This is a genomic window from Kitasatospora mediocidica KCTC 9733 (genome assembly GCF_000744225.1).
GTDB lineage: Bacteria > Actinomycetota > Actinomycetes > Streptomycetales > Streptomycetaceae > Kitasatospora > Kitasatospora mediocidica.
Window position 1 is genome coordinate 294530 of sequence record NZ_JQLN01000007.1, and the last position, 16318, is coordinate 310847.

A 16318-nucleotide genomic window follows, 5' to 3' on the forward strand; every position below is an offset into this window, starting at 1 on the left:
CGTCAAATTTTACCAGCGTGACACACTCCCTGGCCCAACGCCCGCCCGGCACACCGGCGCCGCCGACTTCCCGCTGCGCAGCGTCACGCGTTTGTACGATCCGAAGTCGCGTCGCCACTGTGCGCGACGGACTGTGGGTGGAGCGCCCCCGGATTCCCTCAGGCTGACGATCAGTCGCCCTCCGGGGCGCCCCCGAAAGGACTCACTCTCATGCGTCGTGTACACCACCTTGCCGCTGCCGCTCTCACCGCTGCCGCTCTGAGCATGGCCGCCCCGATGGCCCACGCCGACGTCGACCCGAGCACCAAGACCGGAGCGGTCACGGTGCCGGACGACAAGAAGGCAGACGACAAAAAGGCCGACGACAAGAAGGCGGACGACAAGAAGTGGGACGACAAGAAGGCCGATGACAAGAAGGCCGACGAGGCCAAGGGCGACGAGTCGAAGGGCAAGGAGGCCTGGGAGGGCGACAAGCGCCCGCACGGCGCCGTGCACACCGGCGGCGGCTTCGCGGCGCTGGGCACCGGCGGCCTGGCCACCGGTTCGGCGCTGCTGGTCGGCGGCATCGCCGTGGGCGCCGTCGCGCTGCGCCGCCGCAAGCCGGTCGGCGGCCTCGCGGCCTGACCCCGCCGCCCTGACCTCACCCGCCCCGCACGGCGCCCTCCCGACGGAGGCGCGCCGCGCGGGGCGCACCCGCTCCACCCACACCGAGAGAGGCGCCCGATGGGCAAGCACGCACCGGCCCCCGACGGCTCGACAGCACCGCCGACCGGCACCGCGCCCGCGATGAGCCGCCAACGGCGCCGGGTGCTCTACGGAGCCCTCGGCGCCTGTCTGCTGGGCCTGTTCATGATCCATCAGTCGCTGGACGACGCCACCGCGCTGCCACCGCAGCCGGCCGCCGCCCACGCCCCGCTGGCCGGCCTCCCGAGCCCCAGCACCGGCGGCAAGCCGGCGGTGCACGCCCTGGTCACGCCCGACGCGCACCCGGTCCGCCTGACCATCCCGTCGATCGGGGTGAACGCGCCCTTCACCTCGCTCGACCTGGGCGCCGACGGCGCCCTCAACGCACCGCCGCCCGACGACACCAACCTGGTCGGCTGGTACCGCGGCGGCACGGTGCCCGGCAACCGCGGCCCCGCGCTGGTCCTCGGGCACGTGGACACCAAGACCTCCCCGGCCGTCTTCTGGAACCTGAGCGCGCTGCCCGCCGGCAGCAAGGTGGACATCGCCCGCGACGACGGCGTGACCGCCGAGTTCACCGTCGACAGCGCCGAGGCCTTCGCCAAGAACAAGTTCCCGGACGACCGGGTCTACGGCGCCACCCCGGACGCCCAGTTGCGCCTGATCACCTGCGGCGGCACGTACGACCACAAGAAGAACGACTACACCGCCAACGTCGTGGTCTTCGCCCACCTCACCGCGCTCCGGGCGAGCTGACCGACCGCACGCCAGCGCCGGACCGTACGGTTTCGCCCCGCCCGTTGTCCGTCCCGGCGGGCGCCCGCGCGGCCCGGCCCGCCCTAGCCTCGGCCCACGAGCTGCGAGGGGCGGTACCCATGAACTGGCTGATCCACGACTACCGCGAGGACGATCTCGCCACCGTCGTGCACCTGATCGACAGCACGGCCGAGCTCGGCCAGGAGTCGGTGTTCTCGCTGGCCGAGTGCATCGGCGCGCTGACCGACCGCCAGCCCGCGGTGGTGGCCGTGCACGACGGCGCCGCGATCGGCGCGGCGCTGGCCTGCACGGCCGGCCCGCGCGCCTGGGTGATGCGGATCGCGATCGCGCCCGGCTGGCGCGGACTCGGCCTCGCGAGCGCGCTGCTGCGCGAGTTGGAGCGGCGGCTGGTGGCGCTGCGGGTGCGCCGGGTCGCCTATGTGCTGCCCGAGGAGGAGTTGCTGGGCGAGGGCCTGCACAACGCCGGCTACACCCGGCGGCCGGCCGCCGCGTACTTCGAGAAGACCGAACCCGCCGCGGGACCGTCGGTGGACCTGCTGGAGGAGCTCGGCGGCCGGCTGCTGCCGGGCGACCTCTGGGACCAGGTGGCCGGGATGGAGGCGGAGAAGAGCCTGATCGAGCGCCGGATCGTGCTGCCGCTGGCCGAACCCGAGCTGGCCGCCCGGCACGGAGTCCAACCGCCGCGCGCGATCGCCCTGTTCGGGCCGCCCGGCACCGGCAAGACCACCTTCGCGCGGGCCATCGCCTCCCGGCTGGGCTGGCCGTTCGTCGAACTGCTGCCCTCCCGGCTGGCCGACCAGGGCAACCTGGCGGCGGCGCTGCGCGAGGCGTTCGCCCGGATCGGCGCGCTGGAGCGGGTGCTGGTCTTCATCGACGAGGTCGAGGAGATCGCCGCCGTCCGCGGGGACCGGCCGGACAGCGCGGCGCACGGCATCACCAACGAGCTTTTGAAGATCATCCCGGGCTTCCGCGAGCAGGACGAACGGCTGCTGGTCTGCGCCACCAACTCGGTGCGCTCGCTGGACCCGGCCTTCCTGCGCCCGGGCCGGTTCGACTACCTGATCCCGATCGGCACCCCGGACGCCGCCGCCCGCACGGCGATCTGGCGCCGCCACGCGGCCGGCCGCCCGGACGTCGACCTGGACGTGCTGGTCGGCGCCAGCGAGCTCTTCACCCCCGCCGACATCGAGCACGCCGCCCGCGGCGCCGCCCAGGCCGCCTTCGAACGCGACCTGGCCCGCCCGGTCCCCGGCGCCCCCCAGACCGCCGGCACGACCACCGCCGGCGCCACCACCGCCGACTACCTGGCCGCCGTCGCCCGCTGCCGGCCGACCGTCACCCCGGCGATGGTCGACGGCTTCACCGCCGACATCGCCACCCACGCGCGGATCTAAGTCCACCTGATGCGAGGTGGCCCGGGACCGCGCGGCCGCACCGCGTCTAGGGTCGGTGGGTACCCGACGAACGGAGCCGTCCGATGCACCCGCAGCTCGCCACCGACCTCGACCACCTGCCCGACCTGCTGGAGGCCGTCCGCAAACGGACCGTCGGCTTCCTCGACGGCCTGGCGGAGCGTCCGGTGGTCGATCTCGGCGCCGCCCTCCCGGTCGGCGGGCCGCTGGCCGGGGCGGGCGTCGGGCTGGAACGCACGCTGGAGGAGTTCGCCGCCGAGTGGGAGCCCGCGCTCTCGGCGAGTGCCGGGCCGCGCTACCTCGGCTTCGTCACCGGTGGCGCCACCCCGGCCGCCCTCGCCGGCGACTGGCTGACCAGCGCGTACGACCAGAACCCCAACAGCTCCGCCGAGCCGGCCGGCCAGCAGCTGGAGCGGCAGACGCTGGGCTGGCTGCGCGAGCTCTTCGGCCTCGGCCCGCAGCACAGCGGCGCCTTCGTGAGCGGCGCGACGATGTCCAACACCACCGGCCTGGCGATCGCCCGCGAGTGGCTGGGCGAACAGCTCGGGGTCTCGCCGGCCGACCAGGGCGTGGGCGTGCTGGGCCGCGTCCGGGTGCTCTCCGGCAGCCCGCACTCCAGCGTCGGCAAGGCGCTGTCGATGCTGGGCCTGGGCCGCGACGCGCTCATCCCGGTGGACCGGCTGGCGGGCCGGGAGGCCGTCGACCCGGCGGCACTGGAGCGCGCGCTCGCGGCGGCGGACGGCCCGTGCATCGTGGTGGCCAACGCGGGCACGGTCAACAGCGTCGACTTCGACGACCTGCGGGCCCTGGCCGCGCTCAAGGAGCGGTACTCCTTCTGGCTGCACGTGGACGGCGCCTTCGGGGCCTTCGCCGCGCTCTCGCCCGAGCACGCGCACCTGGTCGACGGGATGGACCTGGCCGACTCGCTCTGCATCGACCTGCACAAATGGCTCAACGTGCCGTACGACAGCGCCGTCCAGTTCACCCGCCGGCCCGATCTGCAGGCCCGGGTCTTCCAGAACGCCGCGGCCTACCTCGGCCCGCTCGGCGACGTCCCGGACTTCGTGCACCTCACCCCCGAGAACTCCCGCCGACTGCGCGCCCTGCCGGCCTGGTTCACGCTGCGCGCGTACGGGCGCGACGGCCACCGGGAGATCGTCGAGCGCTGCGTGGCGGGCGCCCGGACGCTCGGCGCGGCGGTGGAGGCGGAGCCGCGGCTGCGCCTGGCGGCCCCCGTCCGGCTCAACGTGGTCTGCTTCACCCTCACCGAGGCGCCGACCGCGCAGCGCCTGGCCGCGCTGGCCGCCGCGGCCGCCGGCGAGGTGTTCACCACGCCGACGCTCTACCAGGGCGCCCCCGCGGTGCGCGCCGCGTTCAGCAACTGGCGCACCGGCGAGGAGGACGCCGAGCGGATCGCCCGCGCGCTGATCGCGGCCGCCGCCGGGCTCGCGGACTGACGCCGGCCACCCCACCCGCCCTACCCTGGCACCATGACGCATCGTCAGCTCTCCCTCTCCCCCGACTGGCTCGCCGACGCCGTGCTCTACCAGATCTACCCGCAGAGTTACGCCGACTCCGACGGCGACGGCATCGGCGACCTGCCCGGGATCACCGCCCGCCTCGACCACCTGGCCTGGCTGGGGGTCACCGCGCTCTGGCTCAGCCCGTGCTTCGCCTCGGAGTTCGGCGACGCGGGCTACGACGTCGAGGACTACCTCACGATCGCGCCGCGCTACGGCACCACCGCCGACCTCGTAGCGCTGGTCGAGGCGGCCGGACGGCGCGGCATCCGGGTGCTGCTCGACCTGGTGCCCGGGCACACCTCGCACCGCCACCCCTGGTTCCGGCACTCCGCGCAGACCCCGGGCGACGACCGCTACATCTGGTCGGACCGGCCGCCTGCTCACCGCGAGATGGCCGCACCGGTCGGCGAGTGGATCCCCAACCAGGGCGCGCGCGGGGGCTTCTACCGCGCCAACTTCTACCCGATCCAGCCCGCACTGAACTTCGGCTACGCCCGTCCCGACCCCGCCGAGCCCTGGCGCCAACCGGTCGACGCGCCGGGGCCGTTGGCCAACCGAGCCGCGCTGCGGGAGATCATGGCGCACTGGTTCGACCTCGGCGTGGCCGGCTTCCGGGTCGACATGGCCTCCTCGCTGGTCAAGGACGATCCGGGGCACCGGGAGACCGGCCGGCTCTGGGGCGAGATGCGCGAATGGCTGGACGCCCACTACCCGGACCGCGTACTGCTCGCCGAGTGGGGCGATCCGGCGGTCTCCGTCCCAGCCGGCCTGCACGCCGACTTCTTCCTGCACTTCACCGGCCGGGCACTACGTTCACTCTGGGACAACGGGACGGGCAGCCAGGGAAGTTGGGCGCACGGAGAGCCCTGCTGGTTCGACGCCGAGGGGCGCGGCTCGACGGCCGAGTTCCTGGCCGCCTGGCGGCAGGCCGAGGCCGCCGTGGACGGCCGCGGCCACATCGCGCTGCCGACCGCCAACCACGACTTCTCCCGGCTGGCCTGCGGCCCGCGCACTCGCGAGCAACTCCCGGCCGCCTTCGCCTTCCTGCTCAGCTGGCCGACCCTGCCGGTGATCTACTACGGCGACGAGATCGGCATGCGCTTCGTCCCCGGGCTGGCGGAGAAGGAGGGCAGCCAGCTGGGCAGCGAGCAGCGCCAGGGCTCGCGCACCCCCATGCAGTGGGACGACGGCCCGGGCGCCGGGTTCTCCACCGCCCCGGCCGGCATCCACTACCTCCCGATCGACCCCGACCCCGGACGCCCCACCGTCGCGGCGCAGCGAGCCGACCCCGCCTCGCTGCTGTGGCACGTCCAGCGGCTGATCCGGCTGCGCCGCGAGACTCCGGCGCTGGGCCCCGGCGGCGGCGTCGAAGTCCTGCACGAGGACTACCCGTTCGTTTATCTGCGCGGCGGCACGCACCTGGTGGTGGTCAACCCCCGCCGCGCCGGCGCGGAGCTCGTCCTGCCCCGAGCGGCGGGCCCGGCCGAGCCGCTGGCCGTACACGGGGTGGAGCTGGCCGCCGGGACGCTGCGGGCGGCCGGGTTCTCCTACGGGATCTTCCGGCTGCCTCCAGCCCCTGTACCCGGCCGCTGAGTTCGGGCGCGTACGATGCCCGGAGAATCCGGCCCCGGGGGGAGCTGACAGGCCCGCCGGACCGGTGGACGCCACCACCGAGCACGCACGTGCGGGACAGAACGGACACCACGGGGATGAGCCTTGCCGAGGACGAACAGCGCTGTCTGGAAGGCTTCCTAACCGGGGACCGGTTCGAACCCGGGCTGTTCGCACCGGACTTCGTGCGCCAGGTCGGTGAGGCGGAACTGGCGGCGCTGCACCAAGAGGTCCGCACCCACTACGGGGACCTCCGGTCCGTCACCGCGGACCGCCTCCCCGGGCGCTACCGGGCGGAGTTCACCCACGGGTCCTTCCCGGTGCTGATCGGCCTGGACGGGCAGCAGCGGATCGCGATGCTCTGGCTCGGCTCCACGGCGGGCACCCGGGTACCCGCCGGCTGGCTGCGGCTGCTCAACCCGGCGGCGGGCGTCCTGGCGGCGCTCGCCCCGCTCCTGCTGGCCGCCGACTGCCTGACGGACGGCAACCGTTCGGCCGCCCTGGAGTCGCTGGCCGCCACCGCGGCGCTGCTGGCGGCCGGCTGGTTCCGCGCACCGTGGGCCTGGTTCGGCGGGCGGGTCCGCGCCGGGACGGCCGTCCTGACGGTCCTGCTCGCGCTGTTCGGCGCGCTGCGCCTGCCGGATCTGCCCACCGGCTCGCCGGGCGACTGGCGCCTGCTGCTCTGCGTCAGCACCGTACTGGGCGCGGTGGGCACGCTGGCCACCCGCCGCGAACCGCGAACCGCCCAGCCGCCGGTGCTGATCGGCAACCCGCTGCCCGGACAGCGCGTGCACGTGTTCCAGGGCGGCGGCCGCGCGACCAACCACCACACCGGCCACCCGGTGCAGCGCTACGCACTGGACCTGATGGCACTCGGACGCTCCGGCACCCGGGCCACCGGTCTGGCGCCCAGGTCACTGGAGCGCTACCACAGCTACGGGCAGCTGGTGGCCTCCCCCGTCGACGGCACGGTGCTCACCGCCGTCGACGGCTTCGACGACCAACCCGCCGCCATCAGCCCGTTCGAGGACCGTCCGCAGCAGGGCCAGCCCCCGGTCGGCAACCACGTGGCGCTGCGGGTTGATCCGGGGCCGGGCACCGACCCCGCGGCGCCGGTGGAGATCCTGCTGGCGCACCTGCGGCTGGGCAGTGTCCGGGTGCGCGCGGGAGACGTCGTGGTGGCCGGTCAGCCGCTGGGCCGGGTCGGCAACTCGGGCAACACCAGCGAGCCGCATCTGCACATCCACGCCATAGCCCGCACGGCCGAGGGCGTCCGGCCGGTGCCGCTGCGGATGGCGCACCGGCCCGGCCGGCAGCTGCTGCGCGGGCACCGACTGGACCGCTGACCGGGAGGGCCGCGCGCGCCGGGGAGCGCCTGGGGAGAACCGGCGGCGTCCGACGATGCGGTCCGGCGCCGAATCGCTCGGTCGATATGTCGTATTTATGCTGACCGCGATGACTGTCGACCGCCGCAGAATTCTGCGTACCGCTGCCCAGCTGGCCGCTCTCACCGCGGCGGGCACCCTTCTCCCTGCCTGCGGGAAGGAGACCGCCGGCGCGGGCCGAGCGCTGCCCACCTCGTTCTCCGCCGTCGGCCGACCACCCGCCGCGCCGCGCCCCGTCGCCGGCTCCGACCCACCGGCGCCGCCCGCCCCGGCGGCAGCGGCGGCCGCGGCCGGGACGCCTGCCGCCCCGGCCGCCTCGCCCAGCCCCGCCGGTCCGACGCCGCCGGTGCTGACGCCACTCGCCGAGGACACCCCGTTCGAGGTGGTCAACGGCACCGGCGACCGCCCGCAGGTCGCCCTGACCTTCCACGGCCAGGGCGATCCCGACCTGGCCACCGCCATCCTGGAGGCCGCCGAACAGCACGGCGCCCGGGTAACCGTGCTGGCCGTCGGCACCTGGTTGGACCAGCAGCCGCAGATGGCCAAACGGATCCTCAGCGGCGGGCACGAGCTCGGCAACCACACCCAGAACCACCTGGACATCAGCAGCATGTCGGCCGACCGCGCGTATGCCGAGATCTCCGACTGCGCCGACCGGCTGCAGGAGCTCACCGGCTCGATCGGCCGCTGGTTCCGCCCCTCCGCCGCCCAGTACGCCACCGCCCGGGTGAAGGAGCAGGCCCGCAAGGTGGGCTACGAGCACTGCCTCTCGTTCAGCCTCGACCCGCGCGACTACACCGACCCGGGCGGCGACGTCGTCCAGCGCCGGATCCTCGCCTCGGTGAAGGCTGGGTCGGTGATCGCCCTGCACATGGGCCACCAGGGCACCGTGGACACCCTGCCGAGCCTGCTGGACGCGCTCGGGCAACGCGGCCTGAGCGCGGTGACCGCCAGCGAGCTGATGGCCTGAGCCCGGCCGGGCACACGCTCAGGCCAGCGGGTCGTCAGCCCCGTACGGGCGCAGCCGCAGGGTGCGGGCGTCCAGCGCGCGGATCTCGTCGGCCCGGGCGACCAGCAGCTCCAGGTTGTCCCGCCCGGCGTGGACGAACCGCCCGTGCAGGGCGTCGAACCGGCCGCGCGCGGCGTCCACCGCCACCGCCACCATGTACGGGATGCTGTTCCACTCCTTCATCCCCGCGAACATCGGCATCCTGGCGGTCATGTCGGTGGCCACCGCGCCCGGACTGATGTCCAGCACCACCACCCCGTGCTCGGCCAGCGAGTCGGCGATGTTGTCGGAGAGCTGGAGCAGCGCGCCCTTGGACGTCGCGTACGCGGTGTAGTGGCCGTCGGGGCGCAGCGCGAAACCGGAGCTGAGGTTGAGGATCCGTCCGCGCCGACGCTCCACCATGCCCGGCAGCACGCTGCGCATCAGGTTGAACGGACCGCGCAGGTTGACCTCAAGCACCTGCCACCACTGGGCCGAGTCGACCTCCCAGATCGGCTCCTCGGCCCGGTCGATCTGACCGGCGTTGTTGACCAGCAGGTCGATCGGTCCCAGGTCGCGCTCGATGCTGCGCACCGCCTCGCGCACCGCGCCGGGCCTGGCGACGTCCGCCGACAGCGCGACGCCCCGGGCGCCGAGCCGCACGCAGTCCTTCAGGGTCCGGATCAGGTGGTCCTGGGTGCGCCCGACCAGGCCCACCGCCATGCCCTCGGCGGCCAGGCCGAGCGCGATCTCCCGGCCGATGCCCCGTCCGGCGCCGGTGATCAGCGCCACCTGCCCTTCCAGACTGCCGCTCCGCATGCTCGCGCTCCCTGTCCGCCACGCCCCGGCAGGCGCCGGGGCCGGGACGCCGGGCCCCGGCCGACAGCATGCGCCCGCGCGCCGGACGCGTGCGCTCGGCCACACGGGCAAGCGCGACCACCTCATCCGATCGGCCGAACAGCAGGGCGAGTGGAGGATTCAGCCGCTCGGAGTAGTACGGTCGAACGACATGGGCGGCGATCCCGCCCGGCGGAATCTTGAAAGGCAGATGAGTGAGCGACATCGCGCGCGTCGGAGTGGTCGGCTGCGGCCTCATGGGATCGGGCATCGCCGAGGTGTTCGCCCGGGCCGGACTGGACGTCCTGGTCTCGGAAGCCAGCGGCGATGCCCTGGAGTTCGGCCGCAACCGGCTGACCAACTCGCTGGACACCGCCGTCAAGCGCGGCAAGCTCACCGAGGAGCAGCGTGAGGAGGCCCTGGGCCGGCTCTCCTTCACCACCGACCTCGCCGACTTCGCCGACCGCGACCTGGCGGTCGAGGCGGTGGCCGAGCGCGAGGACATCAAGATCCAGATCTTCCAGAAGCTGGACCAGGTGATGGAGCGCCGGGACGCGGTGCTGGCCTCCAACACCTCCTCCATCCCGATCGTGAAGCTCGCCGCCTCCACCTCGCGGCCCGAGCAGGTGATCGGTCTGCACTTCTTCAACCCCGCCCCGGTGCAGCGGCTGGTCGAGGTCATCCCGACCCTGACCACCTCCGCCGAGACCACCGCGCGGGTCGAGGCCTTCGCCGTCCAGGTCCTCGGCAAGGAGCCGATCCGGGCCCGCGACCGGGCCGGCTTCGTGGTGAACGCGCTGCTGGTGCCGTACCTGCTGTCGGCGGTGCGGATGTTCGAGTCGGGCGTCGCCACCGCCTCGGACATCGACAAGGGCATGGAGGCCGGCTGCGCCCACCCGATGGGCCCGCTGCGGCTGTGCGACCTGATCGGCCTGGACACCATCGCCTCGATCGCCGACTCGATGTACCACGAGTACAAGGAAGCGCTGTACGCCGCTCCCCCGCTGCTCTCCCGGATGGTCGACGCGGGCCTGCTCGGCCGCAAGTCCGGCCGTGGCTTCTACGACTACACCGCGACGTCCTGACCCTGCGTCAGTCCTTCCGGCGGGAGTGAGCCCGACCCCTGTACGGGCCCACTCCCACCGGTCGGCGCAACGGTGGTACGCCTGACGCGGTACTGCGGGAACGAGGACAGCGCGGAGCCCGCCGGATGACCGGTGAAGGGTTCTGCGGGAATCCTCGATAGCGGACAGTACTTTATGTACCCTTGGCTATCAAGCCGATAGTCCGACGTTCCCCGTCGGTCGCCGCCGTCCGCGGCGGCCGCCACCCACCGCCGTCCACCTGCCGTCCACCGCCACCAGGAGCATCGGGATGCCTGCCCGCCGTTTTGACGGCCACGACCTCCGTCGAATGCGCCGAGCCGCCGAGCGCACCCAGGCCGAGCTGGCGGACGCACTGGGCGTCAAGCGGCCCACGATCGCGAAGTGGGAGAGTGGCGAGACCTTTCCCGAGCCCGACCGGCTGCCGGCCCTCGCCGCCGCGCTCGGCGGGGGGCTGGACGAGCTCTTCCCCCGGGACGGCGAACCCGACCTGGCCGATCTGCGCTGCGACGCCGGCTACCCGCAGAACCGGACCGGCGAGCTGATCGGGACGAAGTCCCACATCCCGGTGAGCAACGCCGAGCGCGGCGTGCGGCGGCTCGACCCCGGCTACGTCCCGAGTCTCGCGCAGGCCTACCGGGTGGGTGAGGCGCAGTTGCTGGCCGCCCAGGACCGGTCCTTCGGGGTCTTCACGCCGAGCGAACCGGCGGCCCCGGCGGCTCCCGCACCCGCACCCGCACCCGCGCCGCAGACGCTCGCCGAGAAGATCACCTACCTGCTGGAGCACACCTTCAGCCCGGCCGAACGCCCCTCGGACGCGGCGATCTGCGCCACCGTCAACGCCAAGGCTGCCCGGCAGCTGCTCGGCGAGGAGCAGGTGCGCGCGCTGCGGACCGGCGCCCGGCCGCCGGCCGAGGTGCTGGCCGGCGTGCCGGAGAGCCTGCTGTACGAGGGCCTCTCCGAGGTGTTCGGCGTCTCCCCGCTCTTCTTCCAGTCCAACGAGCAGGTCGAGCGCCAGGTCGTCGAGGGCATCCGCCTGATGGTGCACGGAACGGGCCTGGCCCTGGCCGCGCGAGGCGACCAGGGCGAGGGACTGTCGGCCCAGGCGATGGCGAAGATCAACGAACTGGTGGCCGCCCTGCGGCGCGGTCACATCCCCGGCAACGGCCCGAAGTAGCGCGCTCAGAGCAGCCAGACACCGGCGGTGGCCAGCCCCAGCGAGGCACCGGCCACCGTCTGCGCCACCGTGTGGTAGGTCAGCGCGACGCGCGACCAGCACACCGCGACCACCAGCGTGTAGGCCGCCAGCCACCACGGCGACTGCACCGCGGCCAGCATCGCCACCACCGCGGAGGCGACCGCACTGTCGACGCTGATCTTCCAGACCGTGTTGACGGTCAGCAGCACCACGGTCATCGCCCAGAGCGCGATCATCGAGGTCAGGATGTCGTGCGGCGCGTGGCCCAGCAGCATCACCAGGCTGCCGCAGCCGATCGAGCCGAGGATGACGAAGAAGATCGGCGCCCGCTTGGTGCGGTCGACCACGTGCCGGTCGCCCCAGGTGCCGCGCTTGCGCTCCCAGTCGATGTAGCCGGCCGGGACCAGCCCCGCGCACAGGGCGGCGAACAGCCCCCAGGCGGCGCCGGTCCAGTCACCGGCCGCCGCGATGCCGAGGCCGGTCAGCCCGGCGAGGAGCACGTTGCGTGGCTGCAGGACGTCGGTGACCGTCCGGGCGACGGCCGTCACGGCGCTCTGCGCGGAGGTCTCGGTGCCGCTCACCGGGCGTACTCCTTGGCGGCCTCGCGCAGCTCCCGGGCCTGGTCGGGGTCGGCCTGCGCGTAGGCCTGCTGGACGCGCAGCAGCCAGGATGCCTCCGCGTCGCTGTCGCTGATCGGCTTGCTGGGCAGCGCGGGTGACGCCTCGTCGTTGCGCTCGCCGGCGGCGACGGCGGCCAGGGCGGCCCTGATCCAGAGGGCCTCGGCGGCGGGCTGCGGGTCCGCACCGGCCGCGGCGGCGTCCTCCGCCGCGAAGAGCAGCGTCGGCGGGGCGTAGTGGCGCAACTGGTCGACGGCGTCGGCGATGTCCTGGGTGCAGCGGTCCAGCCGGACGTCCAGCGGCGGCGAGGTCCGGGCCGCCTCGCGCCACCGGCTCGCGGGCGGCTGCAGGGCGGTGCCCGGGAACGCCGTCATCAGGTCCCGCCACAGCGGGTAGAGGCGCCACAGCGTCCGCCAGGAGCGCCAGCGGGTGGCGGCGGCGTCGGTGGTGGGGATGCTGACGCCCACGGCGAAGAGGAAGAACAGGACGATCTGCATCGCCTCGGTGAACTTGCCCAGGCCGTCGTCGAAGCCGTGGCTCAGGTGGTGGAACACGGCGACCCACATGAACGCCGTCCGGATGAAGACGTAGAGCACCCCGATGGCCATCGCGACCGCCATCAGCACCAGTCCGGTGCGCAGCAGCCGGGTCTCGGCGCGGCGCGCCGCGCTGGACCACTGGTAGCAGGTGACCGCCGAGGAGGCGCCGAGGTAGATGTAGAAGATGCTCTCGTAGGTGCTCGCGCCCCACTGCCCGGCATGGTCGGGGACGAAGTCCACGCTGGGGTGGGAGCGGTTCACCACCGTGAAGAACAGCACGGTCATCAGCGCCAGTTGGCCGATCGCCGCCTTCCAGGCCACCCGCTCGATCCAGCGCGCGACGGCGACGTGACGCGGGATCACCGCCTCGTCGCTGCGGCCGTAGCTGGCCACCACGTAGGTGAGGATCGCCAGCAGCGCGGCCGTGCTCACGTAGTGCTTGAGCAGGATCGACAGGTCGACGATCGGCGAGTTGTTCAGCCAGGACTCCACGGCCGGGCTCTTGAGCCACAGCGCCGCGGCGAACCCGACGTAACAGCCCCACAGCGCGCGGCGGTGCGAGTCGCCGTAGAGGACCGCGGGGAGCCGCCAGACGGCGACGGCGGTCATCGTCGCGGCGACGGCGTACGCCCAGAAACCAAGCACAGGGTTGCTGCTCCTTCGACTTCGTACTACTTGCGGCCGCGCGGGGGTGCGACCGGGTGGGACAGGGTGGACTCCAGGAGACTGACCATGTCGTCCCCCAGCGGGAGTTGGCGGCGCACCATGCGCTTGATCAGCGAGGCCGACAACTCGGCCTCCTGCTCCTCGACCGTGTCGTAGCGGGCGCGGGCCTGGACGATCCCGCCGCGCCCGAGCCGCTCGACGAGGCTCTCGTGCAGCGCGGGGGGCACGTAGCGCCGCAGCTCCTCGGCGGTGAGGCTGGTGCCGTGGTCGAACCACTCGTGCACCAGCTCGTGGAGCTTCACGTGGTCGGTCTGGTTCTGCGTCGGGCGGCGCCGGAAGAGGATGAACGAGTGCGTCTCGGTCTTGACCCGCAGGCCGCAGGCCGTGCGCAGGTCGGTGCCGCGGTCGTCGATCGGGACCAGTTCGATGGTCCGGCCGCGGGCCGCCTCGATGTTCGCCACCAGGCCGGCGATGGTGAACGGCACCGGCAGCGGCAGATCGGCCAGCTTCGCCTCGCAGCTCTTGCGGAGTCGGCGCATCGAGAACGGACTCACCACGCCTCCCCTCCCCCGCAGCAGCTGTCCCGGACCCGGACAGACAACTTAGGACACCCGTGCGGAGGAGGGTTCACCGGGCCTTCGGACCGGAAGGTGCATTCCAGTTAACGCGACGTCACATCACGCACGGTGATCAGCCCCTGGGGAGGACCTCCGGCAGGACGGTGGTCAGGGTGCGCCAGTCGGAGCTGACGAAGCTGGCGTGCGCGGCGGCCAGTTGGGCGACCCGGGCGCGGGCCTGGTCGACGGTCGGGTTGGTGTCGTCGATGGCGGGGGCGACGTTCTGGGCGTCGGTGGTGACCACCAGGTAGTGACTGCGGTCGTACCAGGCGGTGTCGGAGCTGCTCAGATAGGTGGCCGCGTCACCGTCGAAGACCACGAACCACGGGCGCAGGGTGGCGTCGGGGTAGCGGGTGCGCGGGTCGCCGGCCTGGGCACCCAGGACGCTGGGGAAGATCTCGGCGTTGCCGATCGTGCCGGCCGCCGCGAGGCCGCGCAGGTACTGGGCGTACTCGGTGTCGGTCCACAGGTGGTCGAAGGGGTTGGCCTCCTCGACGGTGCCGGGGATCGCCTCGATGATCACCTTGCCCGCCAGGGCGTCCCTGGTCGGCCAGTTGCCGGCCTTCGCCGCGGTGTCCAGGTCGGGGTAGCTGCTGCCGTCGGGCTTGCGCAGCAGGTCGGCCGGCTTGTAGACCAGGCTGCCCAGGTGCTGGGCGATGTAGCCGTCCAGCGCGGCGGGGCCCATCCCGATGGTCTGGTCGAAGCCCGCCTTCATCTCCAACTTCACCATCACCGGCGGGTGGTCGGGGTGGGCGGTGAGCCAGACCCGCAGGTCGTCCAGGCAGCTGTCCAGGTCCTGGCTGCGGCTGCCGGTGTAGAGGTCGGCCGGGGCCTTGGCCTGCACGCAGTTGTTGCTGTCGCCGAGCGGGTTGGCGTGGCTGACGTTCCAGTGGTGGGTGAAGACGTTGAACCAGGTGTCGAGTTCGATCAGCGAGCTGCCGGAGTCGAGCGCCTGGGCGAGGTAGGTGTAGGCGCCCTGGTCGTAGGTGTTGTGGATGCCGACGGTGGTCGCCGCGGCCAGCGAGAGCGAGCCGGTGCCGTCGGCCGCGGCGCCGGCGGTCGGGGTCAGCAGGGCCAGCGGAAGGGCCAGTGGGAGGGCCAGCAGGGCGGACGTGAGGGTACGAACCCGGGGCAGACGCATGCGGAGGCCTCAACTCTCGTTGCCTTGACGTGGACTGATCAGTCGACAGCATCATGGACCGGACCGGTGAACGCCAGGGGAACGAAGGAGGGCCCGGGAACGTATCCAGCTCCCGGGCCCGAGGTGTGCCGCCCAATTGCTCACGCCGACACGTTGAAGAGTGTGGATCATGCTGAAATCGAGGTGTTCTCCCGTTGAACTACCGTGCCATGGAAGAGGCACAGGCGGGATTTGAACCCGCACCCATCGATAATCGTCCACACCCGGTCGATCCGGCGTTCGGCGGCGAATACTGAGACTGGAGCGAGAATCTGAGATTCAAGGGGCTGCCTCTGCCTGGCTTGGGCTACCCCGGCCGGAAGTGCCGGGGGGAGGATTCGAACCTCCACTGTGACCCCTGGGTCAGCTTCAACATCAGCTTCAGCTTGCGCCCTTCAGCGCACCCCACCGTCTGCACGGGGGGCGATCATGAGGCTACCTGAAGAGGTAGCCGAACACCGCGTCACCGATCCGCTGGTCGGTCACCTCGGCGCTGTTGGCCTCCTCGCGGGCGAACTTGACGGCCTGCTGGAGCCGTTCCAGGCGCTCCGCGAGCTCGTTCACCCGGCGGGCCGGGAGCGCGCCGGAGAACTTCACCGTCGTCCAGTACCCGACCGGGATGTCCTCGTAGTAGACCTCGACCTGGGCCGGGTGCTTCTCGGTGGCCTCGGCCTTCACGTGGTTGCGCGGGACCTTCTTGGTGCGGATGGTGCGCACCGCGTCGGTCTTCCAGGAGTCCGTGGAGGGGTCGAGGTTCCACGACTCGGCGGCATCCAGCACCGGGAGCTTGCGCACGAAGGTGTGCAGGTCGGCGAGCTGCTTCTCCAGGAAGAGCAGGTAGGGCACCGGCACCTGCGCCAGCAGCACCACACCGTCGACCACCACGTCCGCGCTGGCGCTGCGGTTGGCCCAGTCCTTGGTGGCGGTCACGTCGAAGAGCCGGGTGAGCGTCGCCGCGGTGCTCCGCAGGATGTCCTCGGCCTTGATCTGGACCCGGCTGGACTCGGGCGGCAGCTGCTCGCCCTCCTCGTCCTTGGGCTGGTAGGTCCGGGAGATCCCGGCCAGCAACGCAGGCTTCTGGAGGTCCTGGTGAGCCTGGGTCAGCTCCTGGAAGGACTTGGACTTGACGCCCTTTTCGACGGCGATGATCTGATTCAGCTTCGGCACCCGCAGAACGTACC

The 16318-nt window shown here is 72.7% G+C and carries 15 protein-coding genes; 9 read left to right on the forward strand and 6 right to left on the reverse strand.

The genetic code is table 11. The features are described 5' to 3' along the window. Positions 1 to 210 precede the first annotated feature (210 nt). The 7 genes from BS80_RS38295 to BS80_RS31740 all read left to right on the forward strand — a co-directional run bounded on the left by BS80_RS38295 (position 211) and on the right by BS80_RS31740 (position 8362). Positions 211 to 624 carry a hypothetical protein gene (locus BS80_RS38295; protein WP_157536725.1) on the forward strand — a complete coding sequence of 138 codons (414 nt, stop codon included), beginning with the start codon at positions 211 to 213 and terminating at the stop codon, positions 622 to 624. 99 nt (positions 625 to 723) lie between these two features. Beyond that, positions 724 to 1440 carry a class F sortase gene (locus BS80_RS31715; RefSeq protein ID WP_035804676.1) on the forward strand — a complete coding sequence of 239 codons (717 nt, stop codon included), beginning with the start codon at positions 724 to 726 and terminating at the stop codon, positions 1438 to 1440. 119 nt (positions 1441 to 1559) lie between these two features. Beyond that, positions 1560 to 2855, forward strand: a complete 1296-nt coding sequence (locus BS80_RS31720) for an ATP-binding protein (RefSeq protein WP_035804677.1) — start codon at positions 1560 to 1562, stop codon at positions 2853 to 2855. Between the two features lie 83 nt (positions 2856 to 2938). Beyond that, positions 2939 to 4330 carry a pyridoxal phosphate-dependent decarboxylase family protein gene (locus BS80_RS31725; RefSeq protein ID WP_035804678.1) on the forward strand — a complete coding sequence of 464 codons (1392 nt, stop codon included), beginning with the start codon at positions 2939 to 2941 and terminating at the stop codon, positions 4328 to 4330. A 33-nt stretch (positions 4331 to 4363) separates the two neighbouring features. Continuing rightward, positions 4364 to 5989, forward strand: a complete 1626-nt coding sequence (locus tag BS80_RS31730; RefSeq protein ID WP_035804680.1) for an alpha-amylase family glycosyl hydrolase — start codon at positions 4364 to 4366, stop codon at positions 5987 to 5989. A 116-nt stretch (positions 5990 to 6105) separates the two neighbouring features. Further along, entirely contained in the window at positions 6106 to 7353 is a 1248-nt protein-coding gene (locus BS80_RS38300; protein WP_051967477.1) for a M23 family metallopeptidase, read from the forward strand. Positions 7354 to 7462: 109 nt separating this feature from the next. Beyond that, positions 7463 to 8362, forward strand: a complete 900-nt coding sequence (locus BS80_RS31740; RefSeq protein WP_035806446.1) for a polysaccharide deacetylase family protein — start codon at positions 7463 to 7465, stop codon at positions 8360 to 8362. Between the two features lie 18 nt (positions 8363 to 8380). Here BS80_RS31740 and BS80_RS31745 read toward each other — a convergent pair whose 3' ends face one another. Further along, on the reverse strand, positions 8381 to 9199 hold the full coding sequence (locus BS80_RS31745) for an SDR family NAD(P)-dependent oxidoreductase (protein WP_035804682.1): 819 nt from the start codon (positions 9197 to 9199) through the stop codon (positions 8381 to 8383). 233 nt (positions 9200 to 9432) lie between these two features. On the opposite strand from BS80_RS31745, the gene BS80_RS31750 reads away from it, so the two are divergent. After that, a complete protein-coding gene (locus BS80_RS31750) occupies positions 9433 to 10302 on the forward strand; it encodes a 3-hydroxybutyryl-CoA dehydrogenase (RefSeq protein ID WP_035804684.1) in 870 nt (289 codons plus the stop codon). Positions 10303 to 10591: 289 nt separating this feature from the next. Next, positions 10592 to 11497: a helix-turn-helix domain-containing protein gene (locus BS80_RS31755; RefSeq protein WP_035804686.1), complete on the forward strand. Its 906-nt coding sequence runs from the start codon at positions 10592 to 10594 to the stop codon at positions 11495 to 11497. A 5-nt stretch (positions 11498 to 11502) separates the two neighbouring features. Here the strand turns inward: BS80_RS31755 and BS80_RS31760 are convergent, their stop codons facing one another. The 5 genes from BS80_RS31760 to BS80_RS31780 all read right to left on the reverse strand — a co-directional run bounded on the left by BS80_RS31760 (position 11503) and on the right by BS80_RS31780 (position 16304). After that, positions 11503 to 12099: a phosphatase PAP2 family protein gene (locus tag BS80_RS31760; protein ID WP_035804688.1), complete on the reverse strand. Its 597-nt coding sequence runs from the start codon at positions 12097 to 12099 to the stop codon at positions 11503 to 11505. Next, on the reverse strand, positions 12096 to 13319 hold the full coding sequence (locus BS80_RS31765; protein ID WP_035804690.1) for an MAB_1171c family putative transporter: 1224 nt from the start codon (positions 13317 to 13319) through the stop codon (positions 12096 to 12098). The genes BS80_RS31760 and BS80_RS31765 overlap by 4 nt, the downstream gene beginning before the upstream one ends. A 26-nt stretch (positions 13320 to 13345) precedes the next feature. Beyond that, positions 13346 to 13879 (reverse strand): hypothetical protein, encoded by a 534-nt coding sequence (locus BS80_RS31770; RefSeq protein ID WP_035806448.1) that lies wholly within the window; start codon positions 13877 to 13879, stop codon positions 13346 to 13348. A gap of 151 nt (positions 13880 to 14030) precedes the next feature. Further along, positions 14031 to 15098 carry a phosphatidylinositol-specific phospholipase C domain-containing protein gene (locus tag BS80_RS31775; protein WP_035804692.1) on the reverse strand — a complete coding sequence of 356 codons (1068 nt, stop codon included), beginning with the start codon at positions 15096 to 15098 and terminating at the stop codon, positions 14031 to 14033. 474 nt (positions 15099 to 15572) lie between these two features. Beyond that, positions 15573 to 16304 carry a DUF7873 family protein gene (locus BS80_RS31780; RefSeq protein ID WP_035806449.1) on the reverse strand — a complete coding sequence of 244 codons (732 nt, stop codon included), beginning with the start codon at positions 16302 to 16304 and terminating at the stop codon, positions 15573 to 15575. Positions 16305 to 16318: the final 14 nt, after the last annotated feature.